At 62.7% G+C, this 15,350-nt stretch carries 14 protein-coding genes and 2 pseudogenes; 8 read left to right on the top strand and 8 right to left on the bottom strand.

The window, feature by feature from the left end; translation table 11 throughout:
* Window positions 1-2: 2 nt before the first annotated feature.
* The 4 genes and pseudogenes from ACVWW3_RS04365 to ACVWW3_RS04350 form a co-directional block, all read right to left on the bottom strand.
* The gene (locus ACVWW3_RS04365) at window positions 3-1,322 is read right to left on the bottom strand and encodes a TRAP transporter large permease (protein ID WP_456650816.1); all 1,320 of its coding nucleotides are present in this window, start codon (window positions 1,320-1,322) and stop codon (window positions 3-5) included.
* Window positions 1,319-1,835 (bottom strand): annotated as a pseudogene (locus ACVWW3_RS04360) (TRAP transporter small permease). The gene ACVWW3_RS04365 and the pseudogene ACVWW3_RS04360 overlap by 4 nt, the downstream one beginning before the upstream one ends.
* Before the next feature lie 83 nt (window positions 1,836-1,918).
* Window positions 1,919-2,917, bottom strand: a complete 999-nt coding sequence (locus tag ACVWW3_RS04355) for a TRAP transporter substrate-binding protein (protein WP_456650817.1) — start codon at window positions 2,915-2,917, stop codon at window positions 1,919-1,921.
* 310 nt (window positions 2,918-3,227) lie between these two features.
* A complete protein-coding gene (locus ACVWW3_RS04350) occupies window positions 3,228-3,461 on the bottom strand; it encodes a hypothetical protein (protein WP_247441295.1) in 234 nt (77 codons plus the stop codon).
* A 140-nt stretch (window positions 3,462-3,601) separates the two neighbouring features.
* On the opposite strand from ACVWW3_RS04350, the gene ACVWW3_RS04345 reads away from it, so the two are divergent.
* The 5 genes from ACVWW3_RS04345 to ACVWW3_RS04325 all read left to right on the top strand — a co-directional run bounded on the left by ACVWW3_RS04345 (window position 3,602) and on the right by ACVWW3_RS04325 (window position 9,466).
* Window positions 3,602-3,943: a DUF1236 domain-containing protein gene (locus tag ACVWW3_RS04345; protein WP_354053143.1), complete on the top strand. Its 342-nt coding sequence runs from the start codon at window positions 3,602-3,604 to the stop codon at window positions 3,941-3,943.
* A 267-nt stretch (window positions 3,944-4,210) separates the two neighbouring features.
* Entirely contained in the window at window positions 4,211-5,668 is a 1,458-nt protein-coding gene (locus ACVWW3_RS04340; RefSeq protein WP_354105144.1) for a sensor histidine kinase, read from the top strand.
* A 16-nt stretch (window positions 5,669-5,684) separates the two neighbouring features.
* A complete protein-coding gene (locus ACVWW3_RS04335) occupies window positions 5,685-6,818 on the top strand; it encodes a mandelate racemase/muconate lactonizing enzyme family protein (protein ID WP_354104995.1) in 1,134 nt (377 codons plus the stop codon).
* A 366-nt stretch (window positions 6,819-7,184) separates the two neighbouring features.
* Window positions 7,185-7,595: a hypothetical protein gene (locus ACVWW3_RS04330; RefSeq protein ID WP_354053145.1), complete on the top strand. Its 411-nt coding sequence runs from the start codon at window positions 7,185-7,187 to the stop codon at window positions 7,593-7,595.
* A gap of 209 nt (window positions 7,596-7,804) precedes the next feature.
* Window positions 7,805-9,466 (top strand): peptidoglycan-binding protein, encoded by a 1,662-nt coding sequence (locus ACVWW3_RS04325; protein WP_456671882.1) that lies wholly within the window; start codon window positions 7,805-7,807, stop codon window positions 9,464-9,466.
* Window positions 9,467-9,748: 282 nt separating this feature from the next.
* Here ACVWW3_RS04325 and ACVWW3_RS04320 read toward each other — a convergent pair.
* Both ACVWW3_RS04320 and ACVWW3_RS04315 read right to left on the bottom strand, forming a co-directional pair.
* Window positions 9,749-10,482 (bottom strand): annotated as a pseudogene (locus tag ACVWW3_RS04320) (cytochrome c biogenesis CcdA family protein).
* Between the two features lie 206 nt (window positions 10,483-10,688).
* Entirely contained in the window at window positions 10,689-10,955 is a 267-nt protein-coding gene (locus ACVWW3_RS04315) for a hypothetical protein (RefSeq protein WP_456650819.1), read from the bottom strand.
* 493 nt (window positions 10,956-11,448) lie between these two features.
* Between ACVWW3_RS04315 and ACVWW3_RS04310 the strand changes: the two genes are divergently transcribed.
* Together ACVWW3_RS04310 and ACVWW3_RS04305 are read left to right on the top strand one after the other, a co-directional pair.
* Window positions 11,449-12,495: a LysR family transcriptional regulator gene (locus ACVWW3_RS04310; RefSeq protein WP_247342640.1), complete on the top strand. Its 1,047-nt coding sequence runs from the start codon at window positions 11,449-11,451 to the stop codon at window positions 12,493-12,495.
* Between the two features lie 29 nt (window positions 12,496-12,524).
* Window positions 12,525-12,896, top strand: a complete 372-nt coding sequence (locus ACVWW3_RS04305) for a helix-turn-helix domain-containing protein (RefSeq protein ID WP_247317264.1) — start codon at window positions 12,525-12,527, stop codon at window positions 12,894-12,896.
* A gap of 295 nt (window positions 12,897-13,191) precedes the next feature.
* On the opposite strand, the gene ACVWW3_RS04300 is transcribed toward ACVWW3_RS04305, so the two are convergent.
* Window positions 13,192-13,461 (bottom strand): hypothetical protein, encoded by a 270-nt coding sequence (locus tag ACVWW3_RS04300; protein ID WP_456650820.1) that lies wholly within the window; start codon window positions 13,459-13,461, stop codon window positions 13,192-13,194.
* Window positions 13,462-13,578: 117 nt separating this feature from the next.
* Between ACVWW3_RS04300 and ACVWW3_RS04295 the strand changes: the two genes are divergently transcribed.
* Window positions 13,579-14,400, top strand: coding sequence for an enoyl-CoA hydratase (locus tag ACVWW3_RS04295; RefSeq protein WP_456650821.1), 822 nt, complete (start codon window positions 13,579-13,581; stop codon window positions 14,398-14,400).
* Window positions 14,401-14,404: 4 nt separating this feature from the next.
* On the opposite strand, the gene ACVWW3_RS04290 is transcribed toward ACVWW3_RS04295, so the two are convergent.
* Entirely contained in the window at window positions 14,405-15,304 is a 900-nt protein-coding gene (locus ACVWW3_RS04290; RefSeq protein ID WP_456650822.1) for a LysR substrate-binding domain-containing protein, read from the bottom strand.
* Between the last annotated feature and the right edge of the window lie 46 nt (window positions 15,305-15,350).

Below are 15,350 nucleotides of genomic sequence, written 5' to 3'. Positions count from 1 at the left end.
GCTCATTTCAACATCTCCGGCACGATCAGACGCGGCAGGAACAGCGACACGCTTGGCCAGACGATGACTGCCGCCAGGACGAGCAGCATCGGAATCAGCATGATCACCGTGTCCTTCAGCGCATAACGCAGCCGCACGCCGGCGATCGAACAGGCGATCATCAGACATAAACCATAGGGTGGCGTCACCAGCCCGAAGGCGAGCGATATAATGGAAATAATCGCGAACTGGACCGGATGGAGGTCTACGGACCTGGCGAGCGGCTCCAGCACAGTACCGACGATGATGATCGCCGGAATGGCGTCGAGAAAACAGCCCACCACCAGAAAGCAGAACGCGATGAAGAAGCCGGCCCCGATCGCACCCATGCCCCAGGTCGAGACGTTGGCCAGCAGTTCCTGCGGGATCCTGTAATAAGCCAACAGCCAGCCGAACGCGCTCGCGGTGCCCACGCAGAAGAGCGCGACGCCGGCCAGGCGCCCGGTGTCGAGCAACGCCCTGTAGAGTTCGCGCGCGCCGGTTTCACGGTAAAAGAATGTCGACAGCGCTACGGAATAAAGCACCGCGACGCAGGCGGATTCGGTCGCGGTGAACCACCCCAGCAGGATGCCGCCGACAATGATGAACGGCGTCATCAGCGCCGGTATCGAGCGCCAGATGGCGCAGCACATCTCCCTCCAGGTGTCCTTCGGATAAGTCGGATAGCCGCGGCGCACGGCATAGACATGCACTGTCGCCATCTGCGCGCCGGCGATCAGCAATCCCGGCACGATCCCCGCCAGGTACATCGCGGCGATCGAGGTTGAGATCAGCCCGCCCCACACGATCATCAGGATCGAGGGCGGGATGATGACGGCGAGCACGGCCGAGACCGCGGTGATGGCGATGGAGAACGAGAGGTCGTAACCCTCCTTGGTCTGGGCATCGATGAAGATCTTGGACTGGCTCGCCGCGTCCGCGGTGGAGGAGCCGGAGATGCCGGCAAAGAACACCGACAGCACGACGTTGATCTGCGCCAGCGACCCCGGCCAGTGTCCGACCATCGAGCGCGACAGCGCGACCAGCCGGTCGGTGATGCCGCCGATGCTCATCAGATTGGCGGTGAGCAGGAAGAACGGCACCGCCAGCAGGATGAACGAATTGTAGGCGTTGAAGGTTTCCTGCGCGAGCGTCATCAGCGACAGATGCGGCTCGATCAGCAGGATCGGCACGCAGGCAAGCCCAAGCGCGAAGGCGACCGGCACGCGTATGATGAGCAGGCCAACGAAAGCACCGAACAGGATCATTGCGGCCTGTCCGGCAGAAAGAACATTGCCGCTCATCGATTTGCCCCAACCAGAATCCGCATCTCGTCGACAATCTGTTCACCGGCGAACACGATCCAGGTCACGCCGGCAATCGGCCAGGCGACGTGGATCAGCCAAAGCGGCAGATCGGCCAGCTCCGAAGTTCTGTTCCAGGCAAAGCGGGTGAACTCGATGCCGGCGGATACGAACACCAGCGCCAGCGCCAGCACGCCGAGCCGCGCGAGAATCCGCACCATGGCTTCGCTTCGGCGTGACAGATCAGGCCAGACATCGACTTCAAAATGCTGCGACTCTCTTATGCCGACCATGGCGCCGATCATGATCGTCCAGATGAACATGAACCGCGCCATCTCCTCAGTCCAGATGTAGGACGGAATCAAAGGCGTGTAGCGCGAGATGATCTGCAACGTGACCGGAATGACCAGAATGCCGACCGAGGCGGCGAGCAGGATTTCCAGCAATTTTGCATAGGCCGCCGTCGCTCGGCGCCATAGACGACGGGTTCGGTGGCATCGATATTTCAGTCATCAAGACTCCGGGGATCACAATCACGCAACGGGGCAAGTCGTCTGGCTTGCCCCGACGTCCTGTCGCGTGGGCGGCGACAGTTCTCAGACGACGTTGATCTTCTCGAAAATGCCTTCCGCGCCGATTTCCTTGGCGTAGGTGGCCATCACGGGGTCGGCGAGCTTCTTCATGGCGTCCCGCTCTTCGAAGGGAACGCGCTTGAGCTTGCCTGCCTTCTCCAGCGCGTCGAGCTTGACGACCTCTTCGCTCGACTCCACCTGACGGCCGTAATCGCCGGCCTCCTTGCCGGCCTTCATGATCGCGTCCTGCAAGTCCTTGGGCAAGGTCTTCAGCGTCTTTACCGAGAAGCAGATCGGCCGGATCGACACGGCGTGCTGGGTCAGGTTGAGATGCGGGGCCACTTCGTAGAACTTCATCGCCTCGACGCCGGCCGCTTCGTTCTCGCCGGCCGATATCACGCCGTTCTGGATCGCGTTGTAGATTTCGTTATAGGCGATCACCGTCGGGCTCATGCCCACGGCCGCAAAGGTCTTCGACCAGATCGGCGCGCCTTGTACGCGCACCTTCAGGCTCTTGAGGTCGGCGAGAGTCTTGAGCGGCTTGTTGGCGAAAATGTTGCGGATGCCACCGCCGGAATAACCGATCAGAACGACCTCGGCCTTGGCCGCGACTTCGTCGGCGATCGGCGCCAGGATATTGGCTTCGACGACCTTGTTCATGTGCTCGATGCCCTTGAACACGAAGGGCGCGTCGATGAACGGGGCCGCCTTGGCGAAGGTCGACATGTGAGCCGGCGAGACGATGCCGTAATCGACGGCTTTGCCCTGCGACATGTACTCGAAATACTGTTTTTCGAGACCGAGCGAGGAATTCCTGTGCAGCGTGAAGTTGACGGGCTTGCCGTAGTACTTCTTGACCAGCTCTTCGAACCGGAGCAGTGCCCGGTTGAAGGCGTGGTCGTCGTTGAACTGGACCGCGCCGTTCAGCGTGATCGGCGACTGTGCCCTGATGATCGACGGCATGCCCATCGCAGCCGCCGCAGTGGTCGCGCCGAGCCCAGCGAGAAATGATCTTCGCTTCATCGTCTCCCCTCCCTTTGATACTCCGGCCCTGTCGCCGGGCCGTGAGCGCAGCCGGTATACGGCTTGCGAGAGGGAAGCGTATGGAAAACGTCGGCGGGACGGAAGTCATTTCGCGTGCGCGGGAGGTCCTCTTCGTCGCAGGGCCACCCCTTGCGCGAGCTGTTGCACTGCAACTTGCGCTCCTGCCGACGTGTGGCGGGCTGAGGGGAGCCCTTCTCCTTCTCGTATCAGACAGACGGCTTGCGGACCTGTGCGCACCAGCACGGCCGGCACGGCCCACAGAATCAGAACGGGCATTGTGTCATCCTCCTCAGTTGGACGTGCAGACCTTGACGGTCTTCATGCCGCTTTCAGCCTCGGTGCGCGACTTGTAGATGGTGCCCGACGGGCTGACGACGGTCATCGACGTGTCCGTCGGCTTCTTGTCGACGATGGTGCACTTCTTGGTCTTGACGTCCTGCACGACGTAGAACTCGTTGGCCGCGAACGCCGGCAGGGAGAATGCGGCAATCATCAATGCCGCAGTCGCAAGCTTCGTGTTCATGATCTTCCTCCTCCAGCTGCCGGGCATTTCGGTCCGGTCGATCCGAACAACGGGAAAAAATGGCACTTTGTTCCTGACTTCGGGGAACGGTGCCTGCGGTGGAATGTTGGTGCGGCGCTTGGTCTTACGTGGAGGACAATATGAAGAAGCTGTTTTTGCTATCCGCCGCGGCCATCCTGATGACGACCGGCGCTTTCGCGCAATCCGCCGTGGTGACCACCGGAACCGGGCACGCGACAGCGGTTCAGATCGAGCCGCAATACCGAACCAGGATCCAATCCTACGTCACCGAGCACCGCGTTCGCCCGGTTACGACGAAGGAAAAAATCATTGTCGGCGCGACGGTGCCGAGCGAGGTCGAGCTCGAGCCGGTTCCGACGGATTGGGGTCCCTCCCTCACCAAGTATCGCTATGTCTATACCGGCGATCGCGTGATGCTGGTGGATCCCGCTTCGCGCACGGTCGTTCAGGAAATCGACTGATCAAGGCGTGACGCAAGGCGGCCGCCTACGCCATGTGTCTGCTGCTGACCGCGATCAACATGAGCTGATGCGCAGGCGTCCCCGGCTGCGCTGCAATAACTCATCTTTCAACGGCCCGCCGAACGCGAAAATCGTGGCGCAGCGCAAGTCCCACCCGTATGGTCCCCCCAAAATCATAATCCGGCGCCGCTGCGCCGGAACCGGGACGCCCGCGTTTTGTCAAAGCTCACCCTGCCGGTCCGGCTCGCTCTTCTGGTCACGGGAACGATGTTGCCGCTGATCATCTTTGCGGTCGGTATTGCCGTCTACAATTACAAGCAGGACCGGAACGACGCGACCCGCCGCGTGCTGGAGAACGTACGCAGCATGCGCCTCGTGCTGGACTCCGAGGTGCAGCGGATGACCGGCGGCTTGCAGGTCCTTGCGCTGACGAATTCGCTGCGCAACGACGACTTCCAGAACTTCCGCCGCATCGCGCTCGGCTTCGTCGACCAATACGGCAAGGGCGGCCTCGTGCTGATCTCCGATCGCAACGGCCGGCTGCTGTTCTCCTCGGCAACGGAGGACACTGCAAGCCTGCCGCCACGCGGTCATATCGAGATCATCGAGAAGGTATTTGCGACCAGGTCGCGGCAATATTCCGACCTGTTCACCGGCGCGATCAATGGGCGACAGGTGCTCACCGTCGAGGTCCCAGTGTTTCGCAACGGCGAGGTGATCTACGACCTCTGTTTCAGCCCGCCGATCAGCATCTTCCAGGATCTGGTGGAGAAGCAGCAGCCCGACAAGCTTTGGACGGTGTCGCTGCTCGACAACAAGGGGATCGTATTCGCGCGCGCGCCGAACCCCAGCGAAACCGTCGGCAAGCGCGCTTCGCCCTCGCTCTACGCCGAGATGTTCCGCAGCAGCGAGGCATCGCTTCCGGCAGTGTCGCTCGACGGCGTCGCCCTGGCCGGAGCCTACACGCGGTCGCAGCTGACCGGATGGACGGTCGCCGCCGGCGTCGCCGAGAGCTCGCTGATCGCTCCGCTCTGGCGCAACATCGCGATCACCAGCCTGATCGGCGGCATCCTGCTGCTGACCGGCCTGACCTTTGCGGTCAGGATGGCGACCACGATCGCGCGCGGCGAGATGCTGCACGATCTTCTGATCGATGAGCTTAACCACCGCGTCAAGAACACGCTGGCCTTGATGCAGGCGATCGCGGTGCAGACATTCCGAAGTTCAAGCCGGGACGAGCGGACGAAGTTCGAGGGCCGGCTTGGCGCGCTGGCCGAAGCGCATAATTTGCTGAGCCAGGAGAAATGGGCGGGGTCCGAGCTGCGGCACGTGATCGCCCGCGCGCTACAGCCGTTCCTGCTGAACAATCCCGAACGCATCCGCATGGCCGGACCCGCGGTGCCGCTGTCGCCACGGCTCGCCGTGGTGCTGTCGATGATCGTGCACGAGATCGCCACCAATGCCGCAAAGTACGGCGCGCTATCCAACGAGACCGGCCGGGTGACGCTGGAATGGGAAGTCATCGCCGATGCGCCGAAGCCGCGGCTGCGCCTGATCTGGACCGAGATCGGCGGACCGCCGGTGACGGCGCCGGTGCAGCGCGGCTTCGGCTCGCGCCTGATCGAGCGCAGTGCGCGCGACCAGCTCGGCGGCGAGGCGACCATCGACTTCCTGCCGCGCGGTGTCGTCTGCACGGTGATTTGCACGCTGGACGAAACGCGGTGAACGGGAGACAGCGCCGATGAAAATCACCAATGTGCGCACGCACATTCTCGAGGCAAAGCTCTCGCAGCCCTTCGCTTACTCGCGCGCCTGGTACGACACGCGTACCGCGATGCTGGTCGAGATCGAGACCGATGACGGACTTGTCGGCTGGGGTGAATGCTACGGCCCGGCACGGATCACGGCGGCGGTGGTTCAGAATGTCGCGCCGTGGCTGATCGGCGAGGATCCGCTGCGGACCGACGTGCTATGGCAGACTGTGTACGCTCGCTTGCGCGATCACGGCCAGAAGGGGGTCGTGATTCAGGGGTTGAGCGGCATCGACATCGCGTTATGGGACATCAAGGGCAAGCATTTTGGCGTGCCCGCGCACCAGCTTCTCGGCGGCGCCGCGCGCAAGGAGGTGCCGGCCTATGCGACCGGCCTGTACCGGTGCAAATCGGGCGATCCGCGCAAATATTTGCCGGAAGAAGCGGCCGGCTATGCCGCCGAGGGATTCCGCGCCGTGAAGCTGAAGGTCGGCTTCGGGATCGCGGAGGATACCGCGGTCACCTGCGCGGTGCGCGAGGCGATCGGTCCTGATGTTGCGCTGATGGTCGATGCGAACCACGCCTATGACGCGGTCGCTGCGATCCGGCTCGGCCGCATGATCGAGCGCTATGATATCGGATGGTTCGAGGAGCCGGTGCCGCCCGAGGACGTCGCGGGCTATCGCGCGGTGAAATCCGCACTTACCATTCCGATCGCCGGCGGCGAGTGCGAATTCACGCGCTTCGGTTTTCGCGACCTGTTCGCCGCCCATGCGCTCGATATCGCCCAACCCGACACCTGCGCGGCCGGCGGCCTCACCGAATGCAAGAAGATCGCCGACATGAGCGAGGCCTTCGGCATCCGCTACAATCCGCATGTCTGGGGCACCGGCATCGCGATCGCCGCCTCGCTTCAGCTCCTCGCCGTGCTGCCCTCGCACACGCCGACTTCGCTGTCACCGCTCGAGCCGATGCTCGAATTCGACCGGACCGAACATCCGATCCGGCAGGCGATTTTGAAAGAGCCGATCGAGCACGAGAAAGGCATCGTGCGTGTCCCGGACGGCCCGGGCCTTGGGATCGAGATCGATCGCAAGGCGCTTGCGCACTTTGCAGCGAATTAAGCGCGTATTGAAATCGCCGCGCTCGATGCGGAAATGGGACATGACTACGCGTTCCCTTTCGCCAAAGTAGACACGCGACTGCATCGCCGTTCCATTGAGGGCCGCGAGTGCGCCAAACCGTCGCATCCCGAGGAGAGCACTTGCGCTGGGTGATGCGTTCCAGGCGCAGCCGCGGAACAGAGCGGGGTATTGATCTTCGATCAGCGCGACCAGTCATGAGGCGGCCGTCATCGGCGCGCGCAGGTTCATCGAGATGAACGCTCGTTTATCTTCATGATTCCTGTCGCTCGCGGGCTCGCGCTTGCAACTTTTGCCTTTCGTTGATGTTGGGCCGACATCGAAACACTAACGAAGGAGCCCACGCAGATGACAAAGACTGCGCTTGTTCTGGCAACCGTCGGCGCCCTCGGCGCGAGCGCCGTAGCAGCGCCGACGCCGGCGGAAGCCCGCTGGGGCGGCGGTTTCGGTCCGGCGCTGGCGGGCGGATTGATCGCAGGTGCCGTGTTCGGTGGCCTCGCCTCGTCGGCCTACGCCTATGGCCCTGGCTATGGCTACTACGGATACCCTGGCTATTATGGTGGCTACGCACCGGCATATTACGGCGGCTACGCACCATATCGCTGGGGCGGCTACACCACGACCTACTACGGAAGCGGGTACGCTCCGGCCTATTACGGCTACCGGTATCGCCGAGTCGTGCGCCCAGCCTATGCGTACTATGGCGGACCGTTCCCACGGCGGCACTTCTATCACCATCGCTGGTATCATCACTGGTGACGTGAGGGCCGCAGCAAGGCCAGCGTGGAGCGCCGGGCCATCGAGACCGGAGGTCGACGCCTTCCGCTCGATCTGAAGGGTCCAACGCGCGCGATCGCGACGGATCATCCAGCTGGCGTTCGAATGTACACGCGTCGGGAAATGCGGCGAAGCAAACCAAGGAGGTTCAGATGAACACGAGGAAGAACAAGCTCCTGCTGACAACAGCAGTGCTGTTCGCCGGCGTCAGCCTGGCGTCGGCGCAAGGGATACGCGAAGGTACCGGCGGCGGAATGAGCGCTGGCGGAGGCGGAAGCGGAACGAGCGCCGGTGGCGCAGCCAGCGAAGGTGCTGCGGAACACGGCCGGTCCGCCGGTTCGATGTCGCAGGGCGCAGGTGGCGCATCCCATGGCGAAGGAATGACGCAGAACCGGGCAGGCGGTCGGGCCGAGGGTCCTTCTGCGGCGCGCGATAGCAGCCGAGCCGGCAACAGCGAGCGGCAGACGGTCGGTCAAGGCGGCGACCGCGACAAAGCACGTGCGTCCCAATCCAAATACGAGAAGCATGGCAGGGACCAGACGGTCGGTCAGAGCGGTAGCGCTGGTGACAATGCGCGTCAGTCGAAGTCCGCTAACGACAAGAGCGGACTGAAGGACCAGACCGTCGGACAGAGCCGTAGCGAGCGCGATAGCACGCGCCAGTCACAAGGCGCGGAACGCAACAAGAGCACGACCACAGGCGCCAATACCAAGGACAATGCCCAAGGCAAGAATGCGCAGGGTCAGAACACCACAACCACCGGCGCGAACACCAAGAGCAGCGCCCAAGGCAAGAACGAACAGGATCAGGGCACCACGACCACAGGCGTCAACGCCAACAGCAACGCCCAAGGCCGGAGTGCACAGCAGGGTCAGGGCACGACGACCGGCGCCAACACGCAAGGACAGGCCAACGCTCAGGCGCAGCCCGACGCCGGGAACACCCAGAGCATGTCCGGCCGCGTGCAGCTGAACGCACAGCAGCAAACAAGGCTGCAGCAGTCGGTGCTGAGCTCACGTAATGTGGAACGCGTGCGGGTCAACGAAAATTCCATCAATTTCCGGGTCAATGCCGGCGTGGTCGTACCACGCAACATCTCCGTGGTCTCGATCTCGGATTACCCCGCGCTGATCGACGTCTATCCGGACTATCGCGACGACAGCTTTTTCGTCGTGAACGACGAGATCGTCGTCACCGACCGTGGCCGCAGGATTGTCGACGTTATTCCCGCCGGCCCGCGGACGCACTATGCGCAGCATGGCAGGTCGAGCGGTGGCGGTGGCAGCGTTGCTGCGCTGGATCTCAGCCCCGACGAGATCCGCGTTGTTCAGCAGGTTCTGATCGAACGAGGCCTGTTGTCTGGCAAAGCAGACGGCATCCTGGGATCCGATACGCGTAGCGCACTGATGACTTTCCAGAGACAGGAAGGTTTCCAGACCACTGGCTCGATCGATTCCCGCACGGTCGCTGCGCTTGGCGTGTCGAACAAGATCAGCGCCACGCAGGGCCAATCGACGTCGGTGGGTCAGGGTCAGACTGGCCAGTCGACGCCTCAGAACACGACCGGGCAAAGCAACAGCCAGACCAACGCGCCGGCGCAGCAAAACCAGACCACGGGACAGGCTTCGCAGAACCAGCCATCCACAACCGGCCAGGCTCAACAGAACCAACCGACGACATCGGGCCAGGCAGGCACACGACAGCCTTCGGGCGAGACGACCGGCCAGGCTCCGGCCCAGGGCAACGATCAGTCCACCAATCAGCCCAGCACCAACCAGAATACGCAGTCTGGGCAAACCAACCAGAACAATGCGCCGTCGCCTTCGACGTCGGGCCAGCCATCTCAGAAATAAACTGGCCGCCAAGACGCCCAAGAGCCCTGCCTCTGGCGGGGCTCTTTTTGCATCATATGCGGAGCCAAAGATGGGCCGGCCGTGCGGGACGGTTCGACAAGGTCAAGTTCAGTGCACGGCCACCGTCGGTGTCAACCTATGGACATCTCGCCCGTTACGCCGATGTGATCTCACTCCCGCGAATGGAGCGACATCGCCACAAGCCTTTTCGATGCATCAGGATGCGAACAAACCACGCGGCTTTGCTTTATTCCAGAAGCCACCGCCATGAACACGCTCGATCTACCCGATCGTCTGCAGAGCCGGAAATGTCTCCAGCAGCCAGATGCTGACATTCGAGACCGTGCCGGTGAGAAAGCCGATGCCGGTGATCACCATCAAGACGCCCATGGCGCGCTCGACATTGGCGAGCTGGCCCTTCATGCGCGCGAACAGTTTTGAGAACTGCTCGATCATCAACGCGGCGATCAGGAAGGGAATGCCGAGGCCGGCCGAATAGACCGCGAGCAGGCCCGCGCCCTTGGTCACCGTCGCTTCCGCCGCGGCGACCGAGAGGATCGCAGCGAGGATCGGGCCGATGCAGGGCGTCCAGCCGAATGCGAAGGCGAGCCCCATCACATAGGCGCCCCAGAGGCCGACGGGCTTGGGCGCAGTCAAGCGTCCCTCGCGCATCAACAGGCCGATGCGCGTCAGGCCCAGGAAGTGCAGGCCCATGACGATGATGACGATGCCGGCCAGGATCGAGAGCTCGGCCGACCAGGCGCGGATCAGGCCCCCGATCAGCGAGGCACTGGCGCCGAGCGCCACGAACACCGTCGAGAAACCGAGCACGAAAAAAGCAGCGCCGCCATCATGATCGCGCGCTTGGAGGCCGATGCCGGCTCGTCGCTCTCGACGTGCTCGATCGTGGCGCCCGTCAGATAGATCAGATAGGGCGGAACCAGCGGCAGGACGCAAGGGGATAGGAAGCTGACGAGGCCGGCAATCAGCGCCGCCGGGATCGAAACATTTTGCATGGTGCAGTCGGAGCCATCTCAGGCGCCGGCGCGGCGCGCGGGGAATGCGCGCGGCCCGGAGCCGAACCGGCTCTGGTGTAGCCGATGCCAGCGAATGCGCAACAGAGGCGCACAAAACCAGGGCTCCTCCCGATGCCGTCTGCAATCACAGATGCGGCATCGGGACGCGCACAAATCTCGCCAAAAAGCGAGATTCGGCGGCGCGGCTACTTCACCACGCGGAGCAGCGGACGCCGGGGCTGGTCCTGCGTCTGCTTGGAGGGGGGCAGCGGTTCGCCTGCAGCGCTCCGCAGCATTTCGTCGCACAGCGCCTTGAGATCGGCGCTGTCAATTCCTTTGAGTTTCATCCGCACGTCCAGAATGACAATGGACAGCAGCTCGGCTGACTCACGGTTGTTGCTCTCGTTGAGCACCCTGCGGCACGCTTCGAGTGCTTCCAGCACCGACTGCAACTGTTCGTCTGAATGCGACACCGGCGTTCTTTCCGTTAATTCGGCCCGTGAGACGTAATGACGACGATTCCCGCGGCCCCCATGGAGTACCGACGATAACACGAGGCCATTGCGCCTCCGAATAGGATTTCAGTGTGTTTTGGCGTTGAAACCGCGGTTCCGGCGAACATCGCGCCGGTGTGCCGGCTGTCGTCAAAATGCTCAGGCTTAAAACGCCTGGCGTGCTGCGATTGATCCATCGCAGAAGGCGGCATCGGCTCTCGCGCAAGGACATCCATTGCGGACAACGCCGACAATCCCGCAGCCATGTCGCGGCTCGCAACGGAACTCACGTCACACCCCTCATACGGGCGATAGTCCGCCCGATTCCCGGCCCTTGTTCGCTGCCCCTTGGCAGCACTCAAATACCACCCGCGACACAGTAAGGATGACGTTCAAAACTCGTCGTTCCCCAACCCGCCGTGGTTGTGGTTTGCCCCATATTCTGCCAGTTTAGCGACCTGAAGGGACTTGTATGCACTCCTTGGCGGAAAGGGGCGTTCCACTGGAGGAACGCCCAAAGATAAACATCAGCGGCCTCTCGGACTGGGATGCGGCGCGCATTTTCCTGGAAGTCGTGCGATGCGGGAGTTTCCGCTCGGCGGCCGAGCGCCTGTCGCTGTCGATCAACGCCGTCCGCCGCCGGATCGATGATTTCGAACGCCAGACCGGCACCACCTTGTTCACCCGCGACGTCCACGGCACTCATCTGACCGACGAAGGCGCGCTGGTGGTCTCTGCCGTCGAGCGGATGGAGGCGGCTGCGTTTGACGTGCTGCGCACCAGCGATTCGACGGCGAATGCCCTGTCCGGCGAGGTCCGCGTCGCCGTGACCGAGGGACTCGGCACGTTCTGGCTCGCGCCGCGGCTGGTCGAATTCCAGCAGGCCTATCCGAAGATCCTGGTCGATCTGCATTGCGCGATGCGCTCGGCCGACGTCTCCCGCCACGAGGCCGACGTCGCCATCCACCTGTCGCGACCTTCGGCGCTCGACGTCAAGATGGTGCGGCTCGGGCGCATGCATCTGATGTTCTGGGCCTCCGAGAAATACATTGCAAAACATGGCGCGCCGCGCTCGGCGATGGAGTTGATCAAGCACCGCCTGGTGCTGCAATTCGCCGACCAGCTTGCCGCCAAGGAAACTTTCGAGAGCTTCTTCCCCGGCGTTCCGGAACGTGACCTTCTGGTCATGAAGACCAACGTCTCAAGCGCCAACTACTGGGCGGTCGCGAATGGCGCCGGAATCGGCGTGTTTCCGAGCTACGCCATTGCGCTTGGCGGGAAGTTGATTCCACTGGAGGTCGAGCTGAACAGACCGCTGGATATCTGGTTGTCCTACCATCCCGGTAGCGGTCGGATACCGAGAGTGCGGCACATGATTGACTGGCTGATCGAAGCCTTCAATCCGGCGCGTTTCCCGTGGTTTAAGGAAGAGTTCGTGCACCCGCATGAATTCAAGGACGAGTATATGGGCGAACCCCTGACCCAGCTCTTCGGGGGGTTTTCAACCGAAGACCGATGAGAAAAAAGATGAAGACAGCGGCGAAGAGAATGAAGCAGCGCAGTGCCGGCAAGCCGGACATTGAGCTGGGCAAACGGATCCGTCTGCGGCGCGTCGAGATGAAGATCTCGCAGGCTGAGCTCGGCGACAAGCTCGGCGTGAGCTTCCAGCAGGTCCAAAAATACGAGAAGGGCGTCAATCGCGTCGGCGCGGCTCGGCTTCAGCAGATCGCCACCTCGCTCGACGTGCCCGTGACCTTCTTCTACGACGGCGACAACAAGGCGCGCGAAGTCGAGAGCCTGCTGTTCCTGGACTCGGCCTTCAGCCTCCGCCTGCTGCGCGCCTACAGCAAGATCAAGGACCAGACGGTGCAGCGTCAGCTTGTCTCGCTGATGGAATCGATCGCAGCGAACGAAGCCTGAGCCGATCGGCGTTCGCGCCTTTCCGGCCGATGTTCAATCCGCCGCGTCACGGGGGCGCGGCCGGATTGGACGAGACCCGGCGCGCTCGTGCGCGGTCTTTTTCGGGGCGGCATGACCGCCCCTTTTTGTTGACGTTTGTGTCGCCCCCGCCCGCGGTTATCGCGAATCCATTCCGACCTGTCGCGACCCAATCCAGAGACCGCGCGTCCGACGCGCGGGGCTCGCGATGCGCCGTGCTTAAGGGGCCGCAACCGGGAGGCGCTAGCCTGCCGCCGATTTCTCGAATCAGCACGACCTATTCGTCGCGCATGCACATGGAGGTGCTCGACGCCCACGACAATCCGATCGATTGGTCGGGCACGCACACGCCGAATTTCACCGTGCGCCAGCAGAACGGCACTTCCGCAACGACGTCCATAACCAGGACGAGCAGCTCCTGGAGGCGATCGCCGAAGAGGCGGCGTTCTTCAGCAATGCCGGCAGCCATCCGCTCACCGCGCACATGGTGCGCTAGGGGCATGCCCCCGAAAAGCGCGCAGCGGTTCTCCGAAAAGATCACGCTCAATAAATAACGCCATGCAATCGCGGGACAGGCGGATGCAAAGCCGCATCCCCTGCCGCGGTTGACCCGGGCCCTGCCCCGGCCGCACATTGCGCCCGGCCTACGACAAGCGAGCACGCGATGCCTGATATTTCCAGCACGACCGAAACACCTTACGCCAGCGGCAAGATCCTCAAGCACACAGCCAGTGGCGTCGGCGTGATTACCTTCAACAATCCCGACAAGCGCAACGCGATGTCGCTGGAGATGTGGGAGGGATTTGGCGAGGCGCTGGCGAGCCTGCGCGACGACGATGCCGTGCGCGTCGTGATCCTGCGCGGCGCCGGCGGCAAGGCGTTCGTGTCGGGCGCCGATATCAGCCAGTTCGAGAAGACGCGCCATAACGCCGCCGCGTCCGAGGAATATGCAAAACGCAGCGCCGCCCAGCGCGCGCTGCTCGCCGACTATCCCAAGCCGACGATCGCGAGCATCCAGGGTTTTTGCCTCGGCGGCGGCATGCAGGTCGCGATGCTCGCCGACATCCGCATCGCCTCCCATGGCAGCCAGTTCGGCATTCCCGCGGCGAAACTCGGCATCGCCTACGGCTATGATGGATTGAAGCACCTGGTGTCGCTGGTCGGACCGTCCTGGGCGCGGCTCCTGATGTACACGGGCATGCGCATCGATTCCACCGAAGCGCTGCGCATCGGGTTGGTCGAGCGCGTGTTCCCCATCGATGAGCTCTGGGGTGAGACGATGACAATCGCGCAGACGATCTCCGAGAACGCCCCGCTCGCGATCAAGGCGGCCAAGACTACCATCGCGCAAGTGCTGAAGGACGAAAGCGCGCGCGACATGGACGCGATCAAGGCAGTCGGCAGGGCCTGTATGGACAGTGCTGATTTTCGCGAGGGCCGGCAGGCTTTCATGGAGAAGCGCAAGCCGCAGTTTTCGGGGAAGTAGCGCCTCATACGGCCGTGGCTGTCTTCACTGTCCTCTGACTCACCAACCTGGAGCTCTGCAACATCTCCTTCAAGGCCTGAACGTTCGCGGAGCCCGCTCCCCTGCGCCAGATGAGCACAGTCCACGCCCGATTCTCCGTTCGTCCCAACGGGTGGACGCTCAACAGCCTTCTGTCCGGAAAAGTGGTCAGAACGCTTTTGGGGATCAGCGCGACGCCCATGCCCGCAACGACACAGCCCAGCATTGCGTGATACGACGCCAGCTCGATCATGCGCACCGGCATTTCGTTTCGCCTTGCGTACCAGTCTTCAAGCCGCTTGCGATGCGGGCATCCGTGTTCGAAGACGATGATGGTACGTGGCAGGCTGCTGCCTTTCTTGACGATCGGCGGATGATTGGCAGCCGCAATAATCACCAACTCCTCCTCGAAGGCGAGCACCTTCTCAAAGGGCTCATCGGCGATGGGTTCGGCAACAAGGGCTGCATCGAGATCGCCGGCGAGAATGGCGCTCGCGAGAACCTGCGGATTGCCGGTGCGAAGCTCCAGAACGACCCCTGGTTGCCGTCTGTGGTATTCGCTGAGCAGTCCCGGCAGCCTGACAGCGGCCGTGCTTTCCATCGCGCCGAGGCGGAACGTTCCGCGGGGTTTTGCGTCTTGCAGGGCATCGCGTGTTTCATCCGCAAGCGCGAGCAAGCGATTGGCGTAGCCAAGCAGCACTTGCCCCTGGGGCGCCAGATGAAGACGCTTACCCTCTCGAATGAAGAGGGCCACGCCGAGATCCTCTTCCAACTGCCGGATACGGGTCGTCACATTGGACTGAACGCGATGCAGCCGCTCGGCCGCGCGGGTCACGCCGCCTTCGCGCACGACAGCGATGAATATCCGCAGATCCGACAGATCCATACATCTCTCAGTGTGATCAATTAGATCATAATTATTCATTATATGT

The organism is Bradyrhizobium sp. LM2.9 (assembly GCF_054056555.1).
Note: the sequence above shows the minus strand (reverse complement) of the source record. Positions and strands in the feature narration are given on the sequence as shown.